The following is a 23,202-nucleotide window of genomic DNA, read 5'->3' as shown; positions in this document are numbered from 1 at the left end:
AAGGAGCAATTGCGATGGCGAAGATCGATCAGCGCTTCCAGACCAGCTGCGTACGCTGGAACTCCCTGGACTCGGCCTCCCACTGCTTCTTCTGCCTGGCCAGGGCCTCTTCGGCAGGCCTGGCCTGCCTGGCCAGGGCCTTCTCGGCGGGGCTGGCAACCTGCGCAGGGGTTGCGGCCCGTTCGATCGTCGCGTCCACCCCTGCGCTCCGGTTGAACACGTCCCGGTAGCAAACATGCCCGCCCAGTTCGCGGCGCGTCTTGCGCGTGACCGCCCGCACCGCGAGGGAGGTTTCGGTGTTCTCCATTTCAAGCAGCTGATCTCGGTCCGCATCGGTTACCAGCGGATAGATGCCCAAGAGGTTGCCCTTGTCGTCCTTGCTGTCCGGCTGCTTCTGGATTTCGTAGATCCGGCGCTCCAGGTCCGACAGCGTCCACACCACGTCCTCCCGCGTGAACACCTTGCGCTTGCCGTGCATGGCAGCAACGTTGCCCATCTTCAGGCGCGTGGCTTCGAGTTTCTTATCGATCTGCTTGATCTTTTCCTGGCGATCGAACTCGGTCACCGGCCCGGCCATGTAGAACGAGCCGTGGGAGTCGTGGACCATCTCGTCGAAGAAGCGGTCCACCAGCGGCGGAACCCTGCCCGACTCCTTGAGCTTGAAGTCACGCAGCACCTTCAGAAAATCGTGCCGCGCCTGCGTCATCGAAGGCAGCCCCGCATTGGGGTCGATGGACGGATCCAAGCCCATGACCTTGGTTTCCGCGGCCGCCTGCAACCCCTCGGCCTGCTGCCAGTCGGAAAGAAAGTCGCCGTTGCTCTCCCAGAGGTCGATCTGGTCTTGCCGCAGTGCCAGCGCGTAGCTGGGCAGCTTGTGAATGCCATTGGCATGCTGGATGCGCCAGCGCCAGTAGTAGCGCATGTGGGCCTGCAGCGTCTTCTCCACGTTGCCCGCCGCCGCAGCGGGCATGGCCCAGGCGCGGTAGGCGTTGAACAGGTCGGCGCATTCGGGGGCGATGTCGAGATCGGCGACCACCTTGGTGCCGCCATCTACCTTGGATAGCTCGATCTCACTCAGCAGCGGCACCTTGCTTGCCCGCGCCTCGTCGTACATGTCGCGCAAGGGTATCTGCGACAGCAGCGTTCTGCGACCGTTGATGCTCTTGCCCTGGTCGCGCGGCGCATAGCCGCCGCCCACGTTCGAATGGGCGCCGGGGTAAACCTTTTCCACCGCGTTGGAGGGGTACTTGTTGCCGATGCGCACCGTCGACGAGGGGAAGTTGGTGCGTATCTCATGCGCCGCGCACAGGTGCACGGTGCGCTCCACGCAGTCCACGATCTCCTGCGTGCCATTGGCCCAGCCACCCAGGCCCTTGAAGCCCGGCGTGGCGTTGGCCAGCCCGACCGAGGCCACGCTGTCGAAGAGGCCCAGAAACTGCAACCGAAAGGGCACGCCCGCCAGGGTATAGCCTTGGCCGCCTTCGCCGCGCTTGAGCAATAGCTGCTGCACGAAGTAGCAAAAAGCGCGTGCCTGCGCCGAGCCGCGCGAGAAGCCAAAGACGGAGACATTGACCAGCGTCAGCTTCTTGGGCGGGCGCGACTTCAGGGCGACCTCCAGCCGGTCCAGCAACCCGCTGGCAATGAAGTACTGCTGCTTGCCCGGGAGGTTGGCCGTCGTGACCCCGGAATCCGTGTCCCTGTGCATGGGGCCGTTCTTGACGTCGATCTTGGCTTGTTCGTCGGAGACGAGGCGTTCTCCCACTATGCTTCTATGCATCGCATTGAGCATCTGAATCAACGCCCAGTTGATGCGCGCATCGCCACCGGTGGCCTTACTTTTGCCATCAGCCGTCTCGGTTTTCTCGCCGATGGCCTCGAACTTGGTCCCTACACCCGGAACATAAAACCGGTAGTAGCCGTTACCCGGCTCATTTTTGTAGGCGTCATGCAGCACAACCACATTGCTGTGGCCTAGCTTGGGCCGATCGCGCTCCATGTTGTTATTGGTGCCGTCGAAGAAGATGCCAACATGGACGTGGCTATCGCACAAGGTGTGCTTGTCGGTGCGGTCGATACACGCGGTGGCGTCCGAACGCTGGATCTTCTCCCTCACGCTCAGCGGGCGCGAGCCGGCAAGGATCACTTCGGGGATTGCTTCTACAGCCATCATTGCTCCTTGGGATCGGGGTTCTTGGGATAGGCCATCCCGGAAGGATGTTTCTCATGGCCAAGGTCGTAGTTGCTGACCCACACCTTGATTTCGTCGTTGGGCAGAAAGAACACCTGCAGTCCGCCGCCTTCAGGGTCATAGCGCTCTATGGGGACGGTTTTGGAGAGGGTGCGCTCGGCCGAGCAGCACGCAATTTGCTCTCTTATGGGCAGGTGTTTTCTGCTCTCGTAAGGGGTCGTCCATCGGCCCATCGTCCAATCGATCTTGGCGACCAGGCCAGGGCGCCAGTGCTTTAGCACGTTGACGCAGCACGTCGTACCGCCGCCTCCGCCATACGGCGGTAGGTTCGAGCCCCATTGGCCGTTGACGTAGAACTCCTGCACGCCCTCCGACGTGAAGTTGTAGCCGGTGATGCCTGCGGCGTAGGACGCGGGCTTGGCCGGTTCGGTGAGTTCCGCCGGCTGGCACGCGCTGGCAAGCGCCAGCAGCGCAAGAGCCATCGCAAGCTGCAGCAAGCGGCCGAACATCTGGCCAAGAGACACGGCTCGGCGCATGGGGTCGATTGCCATCATTTCCCCTGCGGATTGGTTGGGCAGAGCACCAAACGAAGCGCTGCGCCGCTTCTCAGCCTCTCTGGCGTGTCATCCTTGATGCCAACAGACGGAAAGTAGGGATGATCCTTGGCTGCCAACGCGTTAACACGGGAACGCTCACTCCGTAAAAACGCATTGCAAGCTTCCTTTCTTGCTTCGCCCTCCTCTTCCAGCTTCACCAGAACCGTGGCCAGCTTTACGATTTCTTCGGGGTGATCGACGTTATCCAGTTGTCGAGTCCACTGAGCTGCCCGCTCGACAAGTACAGGCTGGAAACGTGCCGCGCGGGGATCGAGGGAGACGGGAATGGGAGCACGCACGTCGACGCCAGACTCCACCACACGCTCCAGAATCTCCGCGGATTCGATGGTATTGCGTACCACCCGGAACTGCAGCGGCGTGAATGTGAATCCGGCCTCCAACCACGCCGTAACTCCGCTATCCTTCCACCCGCGAAAAACCTGTTCGACAAGGGTTGCCTGGCTATATGTCGAACAACCGTCACCGTAATTGAGCCCGCCCACCCATTCCGTATCGAGCATGAGTGTCTCGGCCCCGCCCAGTACGGCTTTGCGCCACAACGCCAGCCAATCGACTAGCAGGCCGACATCCCCCTCCACATTCCGATCCGCCAATACCACCAATGTGGCGAACATGATCACCTGCTTCTGCCTGATCGAAATGTCCGTTTCAGTGGCCAACTCCGCGAAAAGCAACATGCCAGCGGCGTTCAAAGCCCGTGGCGAACGTGAGTTGCCGTACTCATCGCTCTGTAGGTTGCCCAATTTGCAAACAAGCTCCGCCTCGACGGGAGGTTTGGCCAACGCCTCGCGTAGTGGCTCACGGTCGCCGGCCGCAACGAGCCGAGCAATGGCAGCAGCGCGCTGAGCAATGGCAGCCCTCTCCCGATCGTTTTGTGCCGAGATGGCCTGCTGCTTTGATTGCTCCATTTCATCGATGGCTCCATAGACAAAACCGGAAAGTGGCACTCCCAATAGAAGCCCAGAGAGGCTTGCCCGGACCGTCTTGGTACACGCGCCAATGATCGAAGCGGCGATCACCCCGATAAACAACGCCCCACCAAACAAAATCGGCAGGGCTGCTGCCATGGCGTAGGCTGCGCCTCCGGACGGATTGGCCGTCGCAATCCGCCAGGTCACCACGGGCAGATAGGCAGCCCATGCGAACAAAGCTATTAGCGATGCCTTCTTGCTGGTCGTGGCAGAAGCCGGCTCGATGGGGTGTGGAGAGTCAGTCATCAACAGTCTTTCCTCGTGAAGTCGGCGCGACGGGGCTTTGACGCTGTGCACCGACCCGACCTTTGCAATTCGGCCTTGCGCACTTCAGCCTTGCGCCTCGCGTTGCGTGAGCACTTCGATGGCGTGCCATTGCGCATCAGTCCATTGCTGGCGCAGTAAGGTCAGCGAGACGCCGCCCTGGCGCAACGCCTCCCAGGTCGAGGCCAGTTCCGGCAGGTTCTCGAAGGTCTCGGAGTTCCACCGGGCAATGCGCGTGAACTCGACCTGGTCTGGGAACTGGCTGGCGCCCTTGGTCCGGGCACGTTCCAGGGTGTTGGTGAACCATTCATGAGCGGATACCGCCTGCACGCCCGCGCCGATGAATTCAGGGTCGGCCCGGCACAGTTCGGCGTGCAGCATGTCGGGCAGGCATGCCGACAGGATGCTGTTGTAGGCACTGTTGTCGAGCACGATGCTGTTTGCGGTTGATGGCACTTCCGGGCCGGACCTGGTAGCAACCAGCGGCAGCGGCGCCAGTCGGCCCGCACGGTCCGTTGCGGCCCACGCTGTGACGCAGCGCTTGAGCCGCGCCATTTGCTGCACCGTCAGGTTGGCCAATGCGGGTGCCAGCACGCGGGAGTCACCGATGCGCAGGTACAACTGCAATCCGTCCGTGGTGGTCGCGCCAGCCAGCCACGCGAGGGCGTCGCCGGTCGGTCCTGCCGGCATCGATGTGGCGATGAAGCTGACCGCCGGCACTGTCGTCAATTCGCTCAGGAGCGCGCCTGCATCGTCGCGCTCCAGCAATGACGCCAGCGGCCACAGAAAAAGGCCCAGTTCGTCATAAGCATGGAGATGCGTCGCCTCGAAGGCATGGACAGGATCGCCATAGGCTGCCGAGAGATGCAGGATGCGTTCGGCCCCGGCAAGTGCGCCGTCGACCAGTGCCCAGCACGAGTCGCCGCCCATCGCTTCTTGCCAGCGCACAAGCTGCTGGGCAAACTCGGGCGCGAATGCTTCCTGCAGATAAGTAGAGCTGCTCATCAGCGGGTTCCAAATGCGGCGGCCGCCGCCTGCGCCTTGAGCAGGCATTCCTTGCACACCGGCTCAGGAAAATTGGAGTCCGGCACGGGCAGGCTCTTGGGCCCGACCATGCTGTGGATGCTGGCATGCTCCCGCCAGAGCCCCTGTGTGCCGTGCTCGATGCCGGCGTTGTTCCAGCGGCTGTAGCTGGTGCCGCCGTTGATCTGTACCTCTTCCTTGGCGGTGATGGTGATCTTGTTGGCGGTGTGCGTGATGTCCAGCTTGGCCAGCAAGTGGATGTTCTTCTTCAGTGCCTTGATGTCGACGTCGGCATTGGCGGCCACAAGCTTGATGCCGGCCTTAAAGGCGAACAGGCGAATGGCTTCCTTGGCGCTCGCCAGCAGGCTCTTGCCCGCCGAGATGCTGGTGTGCCCGCCGCTGGTGAGCGCGTTGTGCTCGAGGCTGGCAATGTGTGTCGATTGGGCGGTGGTGGTTTCGATGCCCGCCGGGCTTGCGAGCACCAGGTGCGGCTCGGCCAGTTCGGGGAACCGGCCTTCGGCCTTGCTGCCACCTTGCCCCTTGATCGCATCGGTCTGCGTCTTGATCACCTTTGCGACCTCGTCCTGATCGCCGGCTTCATGGGCCTCGGCCTGCTTCGCCGCTGTGGACAGATCCTCGTGCTGATCGCAGCCCTGCGTCAGGCGCGCCACGGTCTCGCCCATGTCCTTGGCGTGACGGAGGGCATTGCCGCGCGGCTCGGTGCTGATCAGCATGCCCTCGCCGGCGCGCAGCACGCCGTGGCCGTCCGTGCGCAGCTCATAGCCCTCGCCGCGCGGGTCCTTGCGCCCTGCGTTGTCCTCGATGCGCGTGATGTGCCCCAGGCTCAGCTGGCTGTGCTGGTGGTCGCTCTTGAGCTGCACCTGGATCTTCGATTCGGTGTCATCGAGGATCAGGTGATTGCTGCGGCCCGCAGCGCTGTTGCCGCCTTCCTTGGTGAGTTCCCTCGAGCGGAAGCCCGACAACGCACTCTGCCCCGGCAGCGCCCAGGGCGGCAGGTTGCTCTGGTTGTGCACCCGCCCCGTGCACACCGGCAGGTCCGGGTCCCCGCCGATGCAGTCGACGATCACCTCCTGGCCGATGCGCGGCAGCTGCACGCCGCCCAGCTGGTTGCCGGCCCATGGGCTGGCAACGCGCAGCCAGCAGGTGCTGTGCTGGTTCTTCTGGCCGATGCGGTCCCAGGGAAACTGCACCTTGATGCGGCCGAGCTCGTCGGTCCACAGGTTCTGGCCTTCGGGGCCGACCACCAGCGCGGTCTGCGGGCCGTGGGTGAAGGGCTTGGCCTGCGTGAGCGCTGGGCGCAGCGGCTCGGACATCGGATGGGCGGTGAAGTCGACCTCGACCTTCCAGTGCTGCTTGCGGCCGTCGGCCGCCTCCCGGATCTGGCTGTCCTGCGCGACGTCCTCGATCATCAGGCGGGTGTCCAGGATCAGGTACTCGGCGTTGGCCTGCTGGCGCGGATGCTTCTGAAGCCTGAAGGTGCAGCCCGGGACCATGCCGCGCAGGTTGCCGCTGGCCTGGGCGCGGGCGCCATGGGTGCGCAGGGCCTGCATGCGCAAGAGGGCGAGCTGGCGGCCTTCGGCCTGGGGGTCGTTGGCCTGGGCGCTGCCGGCCTTGGGCTGGGCGTAGTGGCTGCCAGCCTGCCCTGCATGCCACTGGTAGACCTCGGCGTCGGCCTGGCCGGTCGGGCGCGGGTCCTTGCGGCCCTGAGTCAGGTCGGCCTTGGGCCGGGTGTAGTCGTAGTCGCGGCTGGCATACTGGCCGCTGGTCAGGTGGTTCGCGGGGACGAAGCTGTGCAGATATTCGGCATCGGTCTTCCAGCCCGGGGCGTGGTATTGGACCTCGCGGTAGGCGGCGCTGTCGTTGTGCTTGTACGCGCCCATGTTGTCGATGAGCACGAGCCGGTGCTTGCCGGGACCGGAGGCCCCTTCGGTCGCGGAATGCTCGAAGAAGTAGCTGATGCCCCATTCCTGGGTGAGGCGGCTGAAGAACGCGAAGTCGCTCTCGTTGAACTGGGTCTGGTAGTCGCGGCTGGGGTAGGTCTCGATGAGGCGCTTGTCGACCGGGAACGCATAGTCGGCCAGCAGTTCGTCCAGGATGTGGATGGCGCTCTTGTTCTGGAAGATCCTGCAGTCGGTGCTCAGGGTGGCCAGGTGCAGCCAGGGGCGCAGGGTGAGCTTGTACTGCACATGGCGGCCCTCCTCGCCCCAGACGCAGGCGCCGGTGACGAGGGCGTTGATGTGGCGCTCGCCGGCGCCCAGGTGGTCGACGGAGGCGCCGACGGCCCCGGGCAGGAACTCGCCCATGCCGTCCAGCTGGATGGTGCAGCTGATCTCGCGGCCGATGAAGCTGTCCAGGTCCCAGTCGGCCGCGCCGCTGGCGCCGAGGTTCAGGTCATCGGGGGTCTTCAGGAAGAGGTCGTACGCGAACAGGCTGTTCAGGCCTTCGCGGCCGGACAGGCGCACCGGTTCGAGCGCCGGGCGGCCCAGGACAACGGGAATTGCGGGGGACTCCACGCGCAGGGTTCGGCTGGTCAGCAGCATGGCTGCTCCTTCAATGAACAATGACGGTTGATCGAACGGGCGCGCGAGCATGCGTGCGCCGCGCGAGTTGCCTGGGAATTCATTTCTCCCTCACTCCCCACAACTCCATGCGCAGTCCGGGGAATTCCCCGGCCACATGCAATGCGAGCCCGCCGTGCTTGACCATGTGCTCCCACAGCGGTCCGCGAGGATCGAGCTGGAAGTACACAAAGCCGGCGTTGAAAGGGATCTGTCGCGGAGGCACAGGCAGGGTCTGCAAAGGGATTCCGGGCAAGTGCGACCGAATGAGTTCGCTTAATCGATCACTCGGTCCCACCTTGCAGCGCGCCGGAAATTGCGTAGCGAGTTGATCGAGTGGCACATGCGCCGCGACCGCAAACACCAGACTTGAGAAGGCCTGAAGTTCCGACGGCTCGGCGCTGGCCACGCGCACGCCATTGGCGCGATTGGCCAACGGAATACTTTGCGCACTGCGCACCAGCACGTCATTGAGCAGCGATTGCACATCGCCAATCAGTTCCTTGAATGACAAGTAAGGGTTGGCGTGTTCGTAGGCAGGATGCGGCCGCGGACGCCGGGTACTGGCCCGCACGAAGGTTGCAAGCTCTCCACTCAAGGTACGCAGCGCTGTGTAGAGTTGCTCGGGCGACGTGTCGCCGACACGCAGCCAATGCTCGAACAAGGGTTCGTAGCGGTTGAGGATTTGCAGCAGCAGAAAGTCGGAAACTTCGGCCGCCTCGCTCGACTTTCCATCGTTGCCGCTCAACCGGGCGGCGAGCGATTCGGCGCGAAGCCGGCACAGGCCGTGCAGGTTGGTAAGCCAGTCTTTCAACAGCGTACTGCCGGCATAACCTGCAACGGGCGGAATGAGCGTGGTGTCCAAGGCTATGCTGCCATCCGAACGCAGTGTGGTCACCCTGGTAAGAGGAAGACCGATCCAAGCGTCGGTCAGTTCGCGCTGCGGCAGAAGGCGCAGGCGCAGGCGAGACAACTGAACCGTCTTCGATCCCTGTCCAATGGAGTTGGCATCGCGCAACTCGGTATCGAACACAGAGAAGCGCGCCAAAGACGCGGTAGCCGCCCCCGGCTCGTCGAAGCTGGTCTCTTCGCCGTTGGGCGTGCGGATCGGCACCGCGAGATGAATGATCTGCTCCAGATGCTCAGGGAGAATCGTGAGCGGCGCCGGTGGCGGCGTTTGTCCGGGCGTGTCGAACGGTGTTCCGTCGGCAAAGATGCCGGCCGCGCTGGCGAGCACGACCTTGCCGAGCGACAGAGATTCGGCATCGATGGCGAAATGGCTGAAGCCCCAGTAGAACGGACTGAGCGCAGCCGCACGTTTGTGCGAGAGATGCTCCAGATACCGCTCCTGCTGCTGAAACAACTGCGGTCGCAGAAACAGGCCTTCGCTCCAGGCGACCTTGTTGTACCAACTCATGTATGAAACCGCCGCTGAATAAGTGGAAAGGAAAGACGCTTGGCAAGCGCGCCAGACCTCGAATGCAGCCGTCTGCGCATCGAGGCCCGGCTTCAATGCCCGGAAGAGGCTCATGAGAGCCTCACAGATCAGGACTCCTTGTTGCCCTTGATGTCGTAGCCCGCGGTGACGGCACCGCCGCTTCCACCCTGTGCGTTCTGCACGGCGTATTCCTGCTTGATCTTAGAGAACGACAGGCGCACGCGTTCCTTGACTCGCAGTTCATCCGAGTTGGAACCGAAGGGCTGGATGCTCGTGATGATGACGTCGGTGAACGTGAACTTGAGGTACTCCAGCGGGTTGCCGCCGGCCTTGCGCACCGTGAGCTTGGCTTCCTGCACGTGCTTTCCGGTAAGGCAATACTTCATCAAGTTGGGGCTGGCGCGATCGACGAAATGTTCGAACTCCAGATCCTCCACAGTCGCCTTGCCGGCGCCGCCGCCAGAGCCCGCGTGCATGGTCGACTCTTGCAGCGCGCGCCAATTGAAGGCCAGCACCTCGATCTCGTTCTTGTGCGCCGAGTCGAGCGACTCGCCTTCGATTCCGTTGATCTTGAGAAAGATATCCTGAGACATATAAAAACTCCCTTGCGTTGAAAAAACCTGTCGGCCAAGTTGACGTTGGGACGCCGTTGCATCCAAAAACGCTGTGCCGAGCGGCGTCTGAGTGCCACTTCGGCCAAACCTGCATTGGGCGACCTCGTATCAGGCGGCTTCCTTCAGCGATGGCAGCTTGGCCACCAACCGCAATGAAACCGTGAGGCCTTCGAGTTGGAAGTGCGGACGAAGGAAGAACTTCGCGCTATAGAAGCCGGGATTGCCTTCGATGTCTTCGACCACCACTTCCGCGGCGGCCAGCGGACGACGTGCCTTGGTATCCTGCGACGAGTTGGTGGGGTCGGCATCGACGTAATGCATGATCCATTCGTTGAGCCAACGCTGCATGTCGTCGCGCTCCTTGAACGTGCCGATCTTGTCGCGCACGATGCACTTGAGGTAGTGCGCAAAACGGGTGCTAGCGAAGAGATACGGCAGCCGCGCCGACAAGTTGGCGTTGGCTGTCGCGTCGAGGTCCATGTACTCCTGCGGCTTTTGCATCGACTGCGCGCCAATGAAGGCGGCGTGGTCGGTGTTCTTTCGATGCACCAGCGGAATCAAGCCCGCCTTGGCGAGTTCGGCTTCACGGCGATCCGAGATTGCGATCTCGGTCGGGCACTTCATGTCGAAGCCGCCGTCATCGGTGGGGAAGGTATGGCAAGGCAGGTTCTCCACCGTGCCGCCCGACTCCACGCCACGGATCATCGTGCACCAGCCGTAGAGCTTGAAGCTGCGGTTGATGTTGACGGCCATTGCGTAGGCCGCGTTGTTCCATACGTAGTTCTTGTGATCGGCGCCGTCGGTTTCTTCTTCGAAATCGAACTCGTCGACAGGGTTGGTCTTCACGCCATAGGGCAGGCGCGCGAGGAAGCGCGGCATGGCAAGGCCCACGTAACGCGAGTCTTCGGTGTCACGCAGCGAATTCCAGGGGGCGTGCTCGAGGTTCGATGTGATCTTTGCAAGGTCGCGTGGATTGGCCAGTTCCTGCCACGACTCCATGCCCAGCAGCGACGGGGCCGAACCGGCGATGAAAGGAGCGTGCGAGGCTGCCGAGATCTTGGCGATCGCGCCCAGCAATTCGACGTCGGCGGGCGTGTGATCGAAGTAGTAGTCGGCGACGAGGCAACCGTAGGGTTCTCCGCCCAGCTGGCCGTACTCTTCTTCGTAGATGCGCTTGAACACCGGGCTCTGGTCCCAGGCGATGCCTTTGTGGCGGCGCATCGTGCGGCGCAACTCGTCCTTGGATACGTCCATGAAGCGGATCTTGAGCTTCTCGTCGGTCTCCGTGTTGGACACCAGGTGATGCATGCCGCGCCAGGCAGATTCGAGCTTCTGGAACTCTTCCTTGTGCAGCACGAGGTTGATCTGCTCCGAGAGCTTGCGATCAATCTCGGCAATGATGGCTTCGATGCTGCTGTAGGCATCGTCTGTCATGGTGGAGGCGTTGACCAGTGCCTGCTCGGCCAGCGTGCGAACGGCGGCTTCCACAGCACCGCGGGCTTCTTCAGTCTTGGGCTTGAACTCCTTGTCGAGCAACAAGGAAAAGTCCGAAGCGTCCGCAATTTGCGTCGAAACGGATGCGGCCTGTTTGGTGTTTGATCTCATGAGTATTCCTTCCCTTTGATTTGAGGAGCAATCGACCCTGAGGTCATGCCGCAGCTGCTTCTGAGCCATCCTTGTCCGCGACAGACTCCGGCTTCGGCGCCGCGGCCAGCGACTTCATCAGCGCAGGGTCCTGCATGAGCTTGTTGATGAGGCTTTCGGCGCCGGCCTTTCCGTCCATATAGGTTTGAAGGTTGGACAGTTGCGTGCGCGCCTCCAGCAGGCGCTGCAGCGGCTCGACCTTGCGAGCCACGGCGGCCGGCGAGAAGTCGTCGATGCTTTCGAACGTGATGTCGACCATCAGCTGGCCCTCACCTGAAAGCGTGTTCGGCACGGCGAAAGCCACGCGCGGCTGGATCGCCTTCATGCGCTCGTCGAAGTTGTCGATATCGAGGTCGAGAAACTTGCGTTCGCTGACCGAGGGCAAGGACTGAACCGGCTTTCCCGACAGGTCCGCCAGCACGCCCATCACGAAGGGAAGCTCTATCTTTTTCTCCGAGCCGTAGATCTCCACGTCGTACTCGATCTGCACGCGGGGTGCCCGGTTGCGGGCGATGAATTTTTGGCTGCTGTTGTTGATCATGGAAGTCCCAACTGGATGGCAAGAAAGTGGATGACGAGAACCGAAAGTAAAAAATGCCGCTTCAATCCAGCGGCGGCGACGGACAGCACTCGCGCCCGTGCGGAGAACGGCGGTAGCGCCGGTCAGCCGGCAGATCACAGGAGGTCATGCGTATTCGATCTGACAGGCGATGGCATCTCCTCCCTCGGAAGCCTGGAGCGAGCCGTGCTCGGATGCGGTATCCCCTGCATCCGCATTGATCCGGACGATCTGGCGCTTGCCTTGCAGGGCTTCCAGCCAGTGGCGCGCAAGCACAGGGAGCAATCGCTGCTCGATGAACCCGATCAGGCGGCGGGCACCGGTTTCGTGGGTGCCGCATTGGGCGATGATGTGCGCCGCCAAAGCGGGTGTGCAGGTCAATGCGATGCCGTGCTGCTCTCTCATGCGCGCCACCACACGCCCCAGATGAAGGGCAACGATCTGCGCGAGCGCGGCCTCTTCCAAGGGCAGGTACGGAACGACCGAGAGCCGGCCAATGAAAGCCGCGGGGAACACTTTGCGCAACAATGGCTGCAACGCCTCGCGCAAGCCCGCGGTATCGGGAATCAAGGCCGGATCCTCGCAAAGGTTCGCAATCAACTCCGAGCCCGTGTTGCTGGTCAGGAGAATCGTGCTATTGCGAAAATCGATGCGGCGTCCTTCACCGTCTTCCATCCAGCCTTTGTCGAAGACTTGGTAGAAGATTTCATGCACATCGGGATGCGCCTTCTCGACCTCATCGAGCAGGATCACGCTATAGGGCTTGCGGCGCACGGCCTCGGTTAGCACGCCGCCCTCTCCGTAACCGACATACCCGGGCGGGGATCCCTTGAGCGTGGATACGGTGTGCGCCTCCTGAAACTCGCTCATGTTGATGGTGATCAGGTTCTGCTCGCCGCCATACATCGCTTCGGCCAAGGCGAGTGCGGTCTCCGTCTTGCCGACCCCTGAGGGCCCAACCAACAGAAAAACCCCAACCGGCTTGCCGGGATCGGTGAGACGCGCACGTGCCGTCTGCACGCGCTCGGCAATGGCTGCCAACGCAGTTCCCTGCCCGATCACACGGCGGTCGAGCGTGGCGTGAAGCTCGAAAACCGCCGCGACCTCGTCCCTGACCATGCGTCCTACCGGCACGCCGGTCCAGTCCGCGATGATGGAAGCGACGACCGCCTCGTCCACCTGCGGAAAGATCAATGGATGATCCTGCTGGCGCTCGATCAGCGCCGCTTCAAGCGCCGCCAGTTCAGCCGAGGGAGCAGGGCTGGGGTTGCGTTCTTGATTTTTGATCGCACCGTCGTTTTCGAGCACCCGCTGCACCAGTATTTGCTGGACCAGCGAGAGCTCGTCCTGCCATCGGGCCTCCTGGATTTCGAGATCGGCGCGCGTCTGGTCCATTCGCGCTGCGGCAGCGGCAACACGCTCCGAACGCTCCGAGGCCCCATGGGCGACCACGCCCTCCTGCGCCAGAAGTTCCAGCTCGGTCAGCAGGCCCGCCAAGCGCTGGCGTAGGTTTTCAACGGCAAGGGGCGGCGTATGCAATGACATCGCCACGCGGGCGCATGCGGTGTCCAACAGGCTGATGGCCTTGTCAGGAAGTTGGCGGCTGGGAATGTACCGGTGCGACAGAACGACGGCTGCCCGCACTGCTTCGTCCAGCACCGCAACCCCGTGATGCCGCATGAAGGTCGGCACCAACCCCCGCACCATTTCCACCGCCGAAGCTTCTTCCGGCTCCATGACCTGCAGCACTTGAAAACGCCGCGTGAGTGCCGGATCCTTTTCGATGTGGCGCTTGTATTCTGTCCAGGTGGTGGCGCCCACAGTACGCAGCGTGCCGCGCGCCAATGCAGGCTTGAGCAGATTGGCGGCATCGCCGGTGCCGGCCTGTCCGCCTGCCCCGACCAGCGCGTGGACCTCGTCCACGAAGAGGATGATCGGCTCGGGCGATTGCTCCGCCTCGGTCAGCAAACTTTTGAGCCGCGCTTCGAATTCGCCGCGCATGCTCGCCCCCGCCAACAGGGCCCCTACGTCCAGGCTCAAAAGTCGAACTTTGCGCAGCGCCGGGGGCACCTCGCTGGCCGCAATGGCCAGCGCAAGGCCCTCCACCACCGCCGTCTTGCCCACGCCAGCTTCACCGGTGAGCAGTGGATTGTTCTGACGGCGCCGCAGCAAGATGTCGACCATCGTGCGAATCTCGTACGCGCGACCAATCACCGGGTCAATCTTTCCCGAACGGGCACGTTCGGTCAGATCGACGCAGTACTTGGTGAGCGCTGACCCCTCTTGCGACGCGTCCGAGACTGCACCGCTCGCCTCGCCCGGCACGGCGGCACCCAAGCCCGCCCCCTCATAAGGCCCCTCGCGTTCTTCAGGCGATCCTGCAATGACGGCGGCCAGTGCATCCGACGCCTGATCGGCGGGGATTTTTCGGAACTGCGGCGATATGCCGATCAAGACCGCGCGCAGCTCAGGCGTTTGCGCCAAAGCTGTCAGCAACCACGCACCGCGAATGTGGTTGTCGCCAAACTCCAGGCTGGAGAGAATCCATGCCCGCTCGACTGCTGACGCGATGTGATGCGAGAAATCACTCAACGAAGTGGCGCCTGCAGGCAGTGCCGACAGCGCCAGGGCCAGATCCCGTTCCATGGCCTGCGCTTCGATTTGGTAGTAGCGGCAGATCCGGTGGAAATCGCTGTCGCTAAGCTGCCAAAGCTGATGAATCCAGTGCGTGAGCTCGACGTATGGATTACCGCGCAGCTTTGCGAATGCAGTTGCCGACTCGGCGGCGCGAAAAAGTGTGGGGTTGAGCTTGCCGAACAAGACTCTTCGAGCGATGGCCACCTCACCCAACCAGATCGCACATTTGTGACGGGTTGTGGCGCCCCCAACTACCTCCCGGAACGCGTGGCTCACACGGTGACATCGCACCTGTTGTCATGGAAAGTCTGCCGCAAGCCATTAGAGAACTCCCTGTCCGCCATTTAGTTGCTCGGCATTCTGCTTCACCGTCAATAACAAAAGCGACGGCCCGCATCCCAATTTTCAATATTTGATTTTAAATCGTGACTTCTCTCCGTGAGTCGCTCGCCCAAGAAATCCAAAGTATTACTTTGATCTAACAATGGCTGACAATCCTCAAAATAATTCTAATTTACGTTGGCTAATTGAATTGATCTTTGTCAAATATCAAGACACATTCGCACCCGAAAACACTTCAGCTTAGTGTCGTGTTTTTTCAGTCAGACAACCTGAAAGTTGGTGTTGTAATTGAATCTTCGAGCAGCACCAAACATCAGGGAATCCATGCCGAACACCCATGCAAGTGAGTCGAACTTTTGCCACGAGCCAACCAGCCGACGAGAAGCCCCTTTCAACTCGGCGGCCGCAAGCTCACGAGCAAAAAAACGTGTCGCCTCGTTCAATCGGGATGCAAGCAAAACAGTTCTCGCCCTCTTGTCGCCATTGGTCTTGGCAGCTTGTGGCAGCTTGTCAGCAGGCAACTCCCCCCCACAGAAGGAGCAAGCACGCCTGGAGATCTCAATCGAGGCCAATCGCGACTTGAATCTGGATCTGAAAGGTCGGGGCGCCCCCATGCTGCTTCGGGTCTACGAACTGAAATCCGACGTCGCTTTTCAGGATGCCGATTTCTTCGCTCTTCAGAATTCAGACAAAGCGGCTCTCGGTGCTGACTTGCTTGCAGTCGACCAATTCGTGATCCGCCCAGGAGAAAAACGCGAGATCCGGCGAAAGTCGAATCCTGAAACCACTGCCATCGGTTTTTTCGCGGGCTATCGAGATCTACCGAACGCAGTGTGGCGGGTCATTCATAAGCTGCCCGCTGCGCCCGAATCGAGCTGGTATCGGGTGGTGATTCCGGCTAACAAGGCGAAGCTCAAAGTCGGCCTTCAATCCAACGCCATCTTGTTGACTGATGAAGAGGCGGGGCAAAGGCCCGTTCAATACGCGAATGAGTCGGCAAAGGGGTTGGACCAAAACCCTTCAGACGGCAAGAAGCATCCGCTCCGCGGGTCACTCAATCCGGAGAGCAGCGGCACACAATTGCCGAGCAAACCTGCATTGGGAGACCTTGGAAAAGGCTCGATTAGAGGAATTGAAAACCCCCCAATGCCGCCGTGACCTCGCATGAACCGTTCTGGGTCCGCTTGTCCTCAAGCGCGCAACGGAGCGGCACCGCGCAGCATGGCCGCACGCATATCCTGCGGAATCTCGACGGCGCGATGGCTCTCCAGCGAAGTGGTCACGAGCACCTGCTTCACCTGCATGCGCAGTTCGCCGCTGGCCGCATCGAAGCAGCGCAGCGCGAGCGTCATGGAGCGCGAGCCCAGCCGCTCCACGGCCAGGCCGAGCACGACGCGGTCGCCCATGCGGCTCACGGCGCGAAAGTCGGCCTCGAGCCGCACCGTCGGCAAGCCGATGCGCCGCTCGCTGATGAACGCGTGGTAGTCGATGCCCAGCCCTTCGCTCACCCAGTCTTCCACCAGGCCGTTGAGCATGACGAAGTACTGCGGATAGAAGACGATGCCGGCGGGGTCGCAATCGGAAAAGCGGATCATCCGCGGGCGCTGGAACTCGGCGCCCGAGGCTTGTTGCGGCTGCGCTGCCGGACCCGTCATGTTCAGCCCTCCTCGCCCGAAGGCTCGCCGCGCATCACGTGCACGCGCAGCTGGCCGAGCTGCGTGTGCATCTGCTTGACGATCTTCATGTCCAGGCCCGAGAACATCTCGAGGATCCATTGCTCATGTTCCTTGGCCATGGTCTCGAAGCTTGCGCGGCCCTTGGGCGTGAGGCTCACGATCCACGAGCGCCGGTCGTCGGGGCTGTGTGCGCGCGCCACCAGGCCGTCGCGCTCAAGCTCGTCCGTCAAGCCGGTGACGTTGCCGCCGGTCACCATCAGGTAGCGCGACAGCACGCGCATCTTGAGGCCTTCTTCATAGCGGTAGAGCTGGGCCATGTAGTCGAAGCGCGCGAGCGAGATGCCGAAGCGCTCGCGCAGCCGGCGCCGGATCTCGGCTTCGATCTGCGTGGTGCTGGCAAGCATGCGCAGCCAGAGGCGGAGCATGGCGTGGTCTTCGCGGCCGGCGCGGGCCTCGTGGCCGAGTTCTTCGGCGTCGCTGAGCGCGGCGTGCGAGGCGTCGTTGCGCATCACATCACCTCCCCGCCCGACACCGAGACGGATTGCCCGGTCACCGACGCCGCACCATCGCCGCAGAGCCAGCGCACCGCATCGGCCACCTCGGCCGGCTGCACGATGCGGCGCTGCGGATTGACGCTGGAGAACTCGGCCAGCGCATCAGCCTCGCTGCGCCCCGTCTTGCCCACCACATTGGCCACGCTCGCGCGCAGGATGTCGGTGTCGGTATAGCCGGGGCACACCGCGTTCACCGTGATGCCCTTGCGCGCCACTTCGAGCGCGAGCGAGCGCGTGAGCCCGATGACGCCTTGCTTGGCCGCCGAATAGGCCGCCACATAGGCATAGCCTTTCTGGCCCGCGGTGCTGGCGATGTTGACGATGCGGCCCCAGCCGCCTTCGAGCATGTCCGGCAGCGCCGCCTGCGCGCACAGAAAGCTGCCGGTCAGGTTCACCGACAGCATGCGCTGCCAGAGCTCGACCGAGGTCTTGAGAAACGGCGCGCTCTCGGCCGCGCCGGCGTTGTTGACGAGGATGGCGACCGGTCCGCGCTCGGCGCGGGCCGCCGCAAAGGCGGACTGCACCGCCTGCGCGTCGGCCACGTCGGCAGCGGCAACACCGTGGCCCTGGCCCGCGAGCGTGCCGGCCACGCGCCGGAGCGCATCGGCGTCGCGCCCCAGCAAGGTCAGCGTGGCGCCCTCCGCGGCCAGGGTGCGGGCAATCTCGGCGCCGATGCCGCGCGCGGCACCGGTGACGAGGGCATGGCGGCCGGTCAGTGAATTTGCGTACATACCTGAAATGTTTAGTTCTGAACGATTTTAGCGATTGTGACCTATCGCCTCGTCGACCGGCGAACGCGCTGCAAGCGTGCGGACGAACTCATGCCTTGGCCGGCGAACGAGCGGCGGGCCCGCGGTCCCAGGTCTGCGTGCCGACCCCGCGCTCGCGCAGCTTGAACTTCTGGACCTTGCCGTTCTCGGTGCGCGGCAGGTCTTGCAGCACGTCGATGTATCGCGGCACGGCAAAGTAAGGCAGCCGGCCTTCGCAGAATCGAACCAGCTCGGCGGGGTCGATGCGCTCGCCATCGCGCGGCACCAGCGCGGCCATCACCTCGTCTTCGGCCAGCTCGGATTGCACCGGGTACACCGCGCACGACGCGACGCCGGGGTGGCTCAGCAGTACCTGCTCGACTTCGAAAGAGGAGATGTTTTCGCCGCGCCGGCGGATCGCATCCTTGATGCGGTCGACAAAGCGAAAGGCGCCGTCGGCGTCGCGCACCACGCGATCGCCGGTGTGGAACCAGAGGTTGCGCCAGGCCTCGACCGTCTTGTCGGGCATGTTGAAGTAACCGCTCGCAAAGGCATGAGGCTCGTCGGCGCGCAGCAGCAGCTCGCCGGCCTCTCCGGCGGGCAGCGCCACGTCGCTGTCGTCGGCCACGCGCGCCTGGAATCCGGGCCGAAGCCATCCCATGACGCCGCCACGCGGCGAATGGGGCGCGGTGGCAATCGCAAAGTTGGTTTCGGTGGAGCCGTAGCCTTCGAGCAGGCGGACGCCGGTGCGTTCGAAGAACGCCCTGCCCGCAGCCTCCGGCACGCCAGGGCCGAGCCCGGTGCGCACGCGGTGATTGCGCTCCGCCTCGCCCGCGGGCTGCGCAAGCAGGATCGGCACCATGGCGCCCAGCAGATAGACCACGGTGGCGCCGTTCGCATGCATCGAAGGCCAGAAGCCCGAAGCCGAGAAACGCGTTTCGAAGACCACCTCGGCACCCATGAGCGAGGCCTGCGCAAAGGTGTTGAGCGCGTTGATGTGGAACAGCGGCAAGGTGGTGCACAGCACGTCGTCCGCGCCCACGCCCAGCACCTCCGCGCTGTTCACGCCCCACCAGAAATACTGCGCATGCGGGCAGATCACGCCCTTGGCCGGGCCGGTGGTCCCGGAGGTGTACAGGATCGCGAGCGGGTCGCCGGGCTGAACCCGAGCGGACGCAATGGCTGCTCCGCCCGGTGGATAGGCGCGCATGCGCACACCGGCTGGCGGCTGCCATGCGGCAGGCTCATCGCCGATGACCCAGATCTCTTCGAGCTTCGTCTGCGCGAGCTCCGTCGTCTGCAGGCGGCCCAGAAAGCCCGCTTCGATCACCAGTAGCCTGGCCTCGCTGTGCGCGAGGAAGTAGCCGATCTGGGGCCCCATGGACGCGGTGTTGACCGGCACCGTGGCAGCGCCAAGCCAACCCGCACCCAAAAAGGTTTCGAGAAACTCGATGCGATTGCCGCACATCACGGCGATGCGGTCGCCGCGCCGCACGCCGGCCTGGGCCAGCGCGCCGGCGCGCACGCCCGCGGCTTCAGCCGCATCGGCATGCGACCAGCGCCGGCCCGCAACGCGCAGCAGCGGGCGCGAGCCGAACAGCGCCGCCTGCCGCCGCAGCATGTCGGGCAAGGTGCGCTCGGCGGCCGCAACGGTGCGCGGGCTACTCGTCATCGTGCGTGCCCCCGCCGAGGTAGGTGGCCTGCACACGCGGATCGTTCGCGAGTTCGCCCGAAGCGCCCGAGAGCGCGATCTCGCCGGTTTCGAGCACGTAGCCGTGGTCCGACGTTTCGAGCGCGGCGCGTGCGTTCTGCTCCACCAGCAGGATCGACACACCATCGTCGCGCAGCTTGCGCACGATCGAAAGAATGTCGCGCACGATGAGCGGCGCCAGGCCGAGGCTCGGCTCGTCGAGCATCAAGAGGCGCGGCGCGGACATGAGCGCGCGGCCCACCGCAAGCATCTGCCGCTCGCCGCCCGAGAGCGTGTCGGCACGCTGCGAGCGGCGCTCGGCGAGGCGCGGAAAGCGGTCGTACACCGATTGCAGCTGCCGCTTCATCGCATCGCTGCGCAGCCGCTTGGCATAGGCACCGAGCTGCAGGTTGTCGAGCACCGTGAGCTCGCCGAACAGCTCGCGCTTCTCGGGCACGAGGCACAGGCCGCGCTCCACGCGCGCCTCGACGTCGAGCCCTTGAAGGTCCTCGCCCTCGAAGCGGAGCTGGCCTTTGCAAGGCAGGAGGCCCATGGCCGCCGCGAGCAGCGTCGTCTTGCCCGCGCCGTTGGGCCCGATCACCGAGATGATCTGGCCCGGCTGCAGTTCGAGCGACACGCCGCGCACGGCCTCGACCTGCCCATAGGACACATGCAGGTCGCCGATCTCCAGCATCGCGGTCATTTCGTCACCCCCAGGCTTGTCACTTCGTGTACTTCGCGCACCCCCTGAAGGGGGCCCGCGCCTTCGGGCGGCCGTGCGGCGCTCATACAACGCTCCCCAGGTAGGCCGCCTGCACGCGCTCGTCGGCACGCACCGCTGCGGGCGCGCCCTCCACGAGCTTGGAGCCGAAGTTCATCACCACCAGCCGGTCCACCAGTTTCATCACGAAGTCCATGTCATGTTCGACGATGAGGATGGTCACGCCCTCCTCGCGCAGCTTGCGCAGCAGGTCGCCGAGCGCCATCTTTTCCTTGCGGCGCAGGCCCGCCGCGGGTTCGTCGAGCACCAGCAGCACCGGGTCGGCGGCCAGCGCGCGCGCAATCTCGAGAATGCGCTGCGTCCCCAGCGGCAGGCTGCCCGCGAGTTCGTGCGCGCGGTCGCCCAGGCCGATGCGGTCCAGCTGCCGCTGCGCCTCCTGCAGGATCTGCCTTTCTTCCGTGCGGTCGAGCCGCAGGCCCGCCTTGAGGATGCCCGAGCGCGTGCGCGAGTGCGCACCCAGCGCCACGTTGTCCAGCAGGCTCATGTGCGGGCGCAGCTTCACGTGCTGGAAAGTGCGCGCCAGCCCGAGCCGCGCGACCTGCCGCTGCGGCATGCCGGCGATGTCGTGCGCCAGGAATCGCACCTGCCCCGAGGTCATCGGCAGCGTGCAGGTCAGCAGGTTGAACATGGTCGACTTGCCCGCGCCGTTGGGCCCGATCAGCCCGACGATCTCGCCCGCGTTGACCTCGAAGCTCACGTCGTTGACCGCCACCAGGCCGCCGAAGCGCTTGACCGCACCCTTCACCGACAGCACCTGCGTGCCGCGCTCCGGCAGCTGGCGATGCGGCAGCGGATCGACCGCAGGCGGCTGGTAGCGCGATGCGCCCGGCACGCCGGCACGGCGGCGCGTCCAACGGCGCAGCAGGCCCATGAGCCCGCCGCGCGCAAAGTGCAGCAGGAGGATGAAGAGCGCCGCAAAAGCCACGGCCTCCAGCTGCCCCGCGCGCTGCGTGAGCATCGGCAGCACGTCTTGCAGTCCGTTCTTCAGCACCAGAACCAGCGCCGCACCCACCAGCGCGCCCGCCAGCTGCCCCAGCCCGCCGGCCACCGCCATCAGCAGGTACTCGATGCTCGCGCGCACATCGAACGGCGAGGGGCTCACGAACCGGTTCATGTGCGCATAGAGCCAGCCCGCGAGCCCCGCGAAGAGCGCGGCCGTGACGAACAGCGTGAGCCGCACGCGGTAAGCGTCGGCACCGACGCTGGCCAGCAGCGTGGCACCGCCGCGCAGCCCGCGGATTGCCCGGCCCGGCCGCGATTGCAGCAGGTTGTGGCTGAACAGGCAGGCCAGCCCGACCACCGCCCAGATCAGGTAGTACATCGAACGCGGATCGGCCAGCGACCAACCCGCGATGCGCAGCGCCGGAATGTTCGACAGGCCCGTGTGCCGCCCGAGCGCGTCGACGTTGCCGAACAGCATGGCGATCGACAGCCCCCACGCGATGGTGCTGAGCGGCAGGAAGTGCCCGCCCAGCCGCAGCGTGAGCATGCCGATGGCCAGTGCCGACAGGCCCGTGAGCAGCAGCGCGAACAGCAGCCCGATCCATGGCGACATGCCCTGCGTGGTGGTGAGCCATGCCGTGGCGTAGGCCGCAATGCCCACGAACGCGGCCTGGCCGAACGAGGTGGCGCCGCCCACGCCGGTGAGCAGCACCAGCCCGAGCGCCACCAGCGCGCCGATGCCGATGTCGTTGAGCAGCGAGACCGTGAAGCTGCCCGCCACGGCCGGCACCAGCGCCAGCACGGCGACCACGGCGGCAATCCAGGCCATGCGCTTGCGATCGATGTTGTTGTTGTCGTTCATTGGTCCACCTCGTCTTCTTCCTCTTCGGCGTGGGCCGCAAGAAAGGAGCGCAGCATGAGCACGGGGATCAGCAGGCTGAATACGATCACGTCCTTCAGCGCGCCGCTCCAGAACGAGGCGAAGCTCTCGACCACGCCGACCGCCAGCGCGCCCAACGCCGTCATCGGGTAGCTCACGAGCCCGCCGATGATGGCGGCCACGAAGGCCTTCAGTCCGATGATGAAGCCCGAGTCGTAGTACATGGTCGTCACCGGCGCGATCAGCACGCCGATCAGTCCGGCCAGCAGCGAGGCACAGCCATACGCCAGCAGTGCCGTGCGCACCGGCCGGATGCCGACCAGCCGCGCACCGATGCGGTTCACCGCCGTGGCGCGCAGCGCCTTGCCCGCCACCGTGCGCTCGAACACCAGGAAGAAGAGCCCGCTCAGCACGATGGCCGCCCCCACCATCAGCACCACCTGGCCGCTGACCGTGAAGCCGTCGCCCAGCGTGAACACGGCGCTCGTGAGCGGCGTGGTGCGCGAGCCCTCGGGCCCGAAGAACAGCAGGCCGAGGCCCGACAGGAGAAAGTGCAGTGCGAGGGACACGATCAGCAGCACCAGCACCGAGGCATCGGCGATCGGCTGGAACACCACCCGCGCGAGCAGCGGCGCAATGGGCACCACCAGCAGCACGGCCACCGCAATGTGCACCGCCACCGGCACACCCGGCCGCGCCGCAAGCCACGCAAGCAGGCACGGAATCGCGGGCAGCACGCCCCACATGAGCACCGCCTTGGGAATGCGGGAGGCTTCACCGCGCCGCAGCAGGCTGCCGACCTCCGTGGCCAACGCCAGTGCGGCGAGCACCGCCACCATGCCGATGGTCGCGGGCACGCGGCCGGTTTCGAAGGCCGCCAGCGACAGGGCCGCGAAGGCCGCGATGTCGCCGAACGGGACGAACACCACCCGGGTGACGGAAAAGATCAACACCAGCCCGAGGCCGGCCAGCAGATAGACGGCACCGTTGGCAAGGCCATCGGTGACGAGAATCAGCGCCACGTCCCATGTCATAGAAAAGCCTCTGGCGGAGT

Annotated in this window: 19 protein-coding genes; 1 reads left to right on the top strand and 18 read right to left on the bottom strand. The window is 64.2% G+C overall.

The features are described from left to right. Positions 1 to 28: 28 nt before the first annotated feature. The 11 genes from ABID97_RS08990 to ABID97_RS08940 form a co-directional block, all read right to left on the bottom strand. Entirely contained in the window at positions 29 to 2,167 is a 2,139-nt protein-coding gene (locus ABID97_RS08990) for a T6SS phospholipase effector Tle1-like catalytic domain-containing protein (RefSeq protein ID WP_354398169.1), read from the bottom strand. Further along, positions 2,167 to 2,742, bottom strand: a complete 576-nt coding sequence (gene tli1a, locus ABID97_RS08985) for a Tli1a family immunity protein (protein ID WP_354398168.1) — start codon at positions 2,740 to 2,742, stop codon at positions 2,167 to 2,169. The genes ABID97_RS08990 and tli1a overlap by 1 nt, the downstream gene beginning before the upstream one ends. Then, positions 2,739 to 4,022, bottom strand: coding sequence for a hypothetical protein (locus ABID97_RS08980; protein ID WP_354398167.1), 1,284 nt, complete (start codon positions 4,020 to 4,022; stop codon positions 2,739 to 2,741). Before ABID97_RS08980 ends, tli1a begins: the two co-directional genes overlap by 4 nt. 84 nt (positions 4,023 to 4,106) lie before the next feature. Further along, positions 4,107 to 5,045, bottom strand: a complete 939-nt coding sequence (locus ABID97_RS08975) for a DUF4123 domain-containing protein (protein ID WP_354398166.1) — start codon at positions 5,043 to 5,045, stop codon at positions 4,107 to 4,109. After that, positions 5,045 to 7,624, bottom strand: coding sequence for a type VI secretion system Vgr family protein (locus ABID97_RS08970; protein WP_354398165.1), 2,580 nt, complete (start codon positions 7,622 to 7,624; stop codon positions 5,045 to 5,047). Before ABID97_RS08970 ends, ABID97_RS08975 begins: the two co-directional genes overlap by 1 nt. A 79-nt stretch (positions 7,625 to 7,703) precedes the next feature. After that, complete coding sequence (tssK, locus tag ABID97_RS08965) at positions 7,704 to 9,059, bottom strand: type VI secretion system baseplate subunit TssK (RefSeq protein WP_354401708.1); 1,356 nt, start codon at positions 9,057 to 9,059, stop codon at positions 7,704 to 7,706. Positions 9,060 to 9,187: 128 nt separating this feature from the next. After that, positions 9,188 to 9,673 carry an Hcp family type VI secretion system effector gene (locus tag ABID97_RS08960; RefSeq protein WP_354398164.1) on the bottom strand — a complete coding sequence of 162 codons (486 nt, stop codon included), beginning with the start codon at positions 9,671 to 9,673 and terminating at the stop codon, positions 9,188 to 9,190. 129 nt (positions 9,674 to 9,802) lie between these two features. Then, positions 9,803 to 11,299 (bottom strand): type VI secretion system contractile sheath large subunit, encoded by a 1,497-nt coding sequence (tssC, locus tag ABID97_RS08955; protein WP_354398163.1) that lies wholly within the window; start codon positions 11,297 to 11,299, stop codon positions 9,803 to 9,805. A gap of 43 nt (positions 11,300 to 11,342) precedes the next feature. Then, on the bottom strand, positions 11,343 to 11,879 hold the full coding sequence (gene tssB, locus ABID97_RS08950; protein WP_354398162.1) for a type VI secretion system contractile sheath small subunit: 537 nt from the start codon (positions 11,877 to 11,879) through the stop codon (positions 11,343 to 11,345). A gap of 144 nt (positions 11,880 to 12,023) precedes the next feature. Continuing rightward, entirely contained in the window at positions 12,024 to 14,738 is a 2,715-nt protein-coding gene (tssH, locus tag ABID97_RS08945; protein ID WP_354398161.1) for a type VI secretion system ATPase TssH, read from the bottom strand. Between the two features lie 398 nt (positions 14,739 to 15,136). Next, positions 15,137 to 15,397 (bottom strand): hypothetical protein, encoded by a 261-nt coding sequence (locus ABID97_RS08940; protein WP_354401854.1) that lies wholly within the window; start codon positions 15,395 to 15,397, stop codon positions 15,137 to 15,139. On the opposite strand from ABID97_RS08940, the gene tssJ reads away from it, so the two are divergent. Next, positions 15,351 to 16,034, top strand: a complete 684-nt coding sequence (tssJ, locus tag ABID97_RS08935; protein ID WP_354401707.1) for a type VI secretion system lipoprotein TssJ — start codon at positions 15,351 to 15,353, stop codon at positions 16,032 to 16,034. The genes ABID97_RS08940 and tssJ overlap by 47 nt on opposite strands. Positions 16,035 to 16,066: 32 nt before the next feature. Here tssJ and ABID97_RS08930 read toward each other — a convergent pair whose 3' ends face one another. The 7 genes from ABID97_RS08930 to ABID97_RS08900 all read right to left on the bottom strand — a co-directional run bounded on the left by ABID97_RS08930 (position 16,067) and on the right by ABID97_RS08900 (position 23,182). After that, positions 16,067 to 16,531 carry an acyl-CoA thioesterase gene (locus ABID97_RS08930; protein WP_354398160.1) on the bottom strand — a complete coding sequence of 155 codons (465 nt, stop codon included), beginning with the start codon at positions 16,529 to 16,531 and terminating at the stop codon, positions 16,067 to 16,069. Between the two features lie 2 nt (positions 16,532 to 16,533). Further along, the gene (locus ABID97_RS08925) at positions 16,534 to 17,061 is read right to left on the bottom strand and encodes a MarR family winged helix-turn-helix transcriptional regulator (RefSeq protein ID WP_354398159.1); all 528 of its coding nucleotides are present in this window, start codon (positions 17,059 to 17,061) and stop codon (positions 16,534 to 16,536) included. Next, the gene (locus tag ABID97_RS08920; RefSeq protein WP_354398158.1) at positions 17,061 to 17,837 is read right to left on the bottom strand and encodes an SDR family NAD(P)-dependent oxidoreductase; all 777 of its coding nucleotides are present in this window, start codon (positions 17,835 to 17,837) and stop codon (positions 17,061 to 17,063) included. The genes ABID97_RS08925 and ABID97_RS08920 overlap by 1 nt, the downstream gene beginning before the upstream one ends. 88 nt (positions 17,838 to 17,925) lie before the next feature. Continuing rightward, on the bottom strand, positions 17,926 to 19,527 hold the full coding sequence (locus tag ABID97_RS08915; RefSeq protein WP_354398157.1) for an ATP-dependent acyl-CoA ligase: 1,602 nt from the start codon (positions 19,525 to 19,527) through the stop codon (positions 17,926 to 17,928). Then, positions 19,517 to 20,248: an ABC transporter ATP-binding protein gene (locus ABID97_RS08910; RefSeq protein WP_354398156.1), complete on the bottom strand. Its 732-nt coding sequence runs from the start codon at positions 20,246 to 20,248 to the stop codon at positions 19,517 to 19,519. The genes ABID97_RS08915 and ABID97_RS08910 overlap by 11 nt, the downstream gene beginning before the upstream one ends. An 82-nt stretch (positions 20,249 to 20,330) precedes the next feature. Then, positions 20,331 to 22,130, bottom strand: a complete 1,800-nt coding sequence (locus ABID97_RS08905) for a branched-chain amino acid ABC transporter ATP-binding protein/permease (protein WP_354398155.1) — start codon at positions 22,128 to 22,130, stop codon at positions 20,331 to 20,333. Continuing rightward, on the bottom strand, positions 22,127 to 23,182 hold the full coding sequence (locus ABID97_RS08900) for a branched-chain amino acid ABC transporter permease (protein WP_354398154.1): 1,056 nt from the start codon (positions 23,180 to 23,182) through the stop codon (positions 22,127 to 22,129). The genes ABID97_RS08905 and ABID97_RS08900 overlap by 4 nt, the downstream gene beginning before the upstream one ends. Positions 23,183 to 23,202 lie beyond the last annotated feature (20 nt).

The organism is Variovorax sp. OAS795 (genome assembly GCF_040546685.1).
In the GTDB taxonomy this organism is placed as follows: Bacteria; Pseudomonadota; Gammaproteobacteria; order Burkholderiales; family Burkholderiaceae_C; genus Variovorax.
This window is presented reverse-complemented; position numbering and strand designations above follow the sequence as displayed.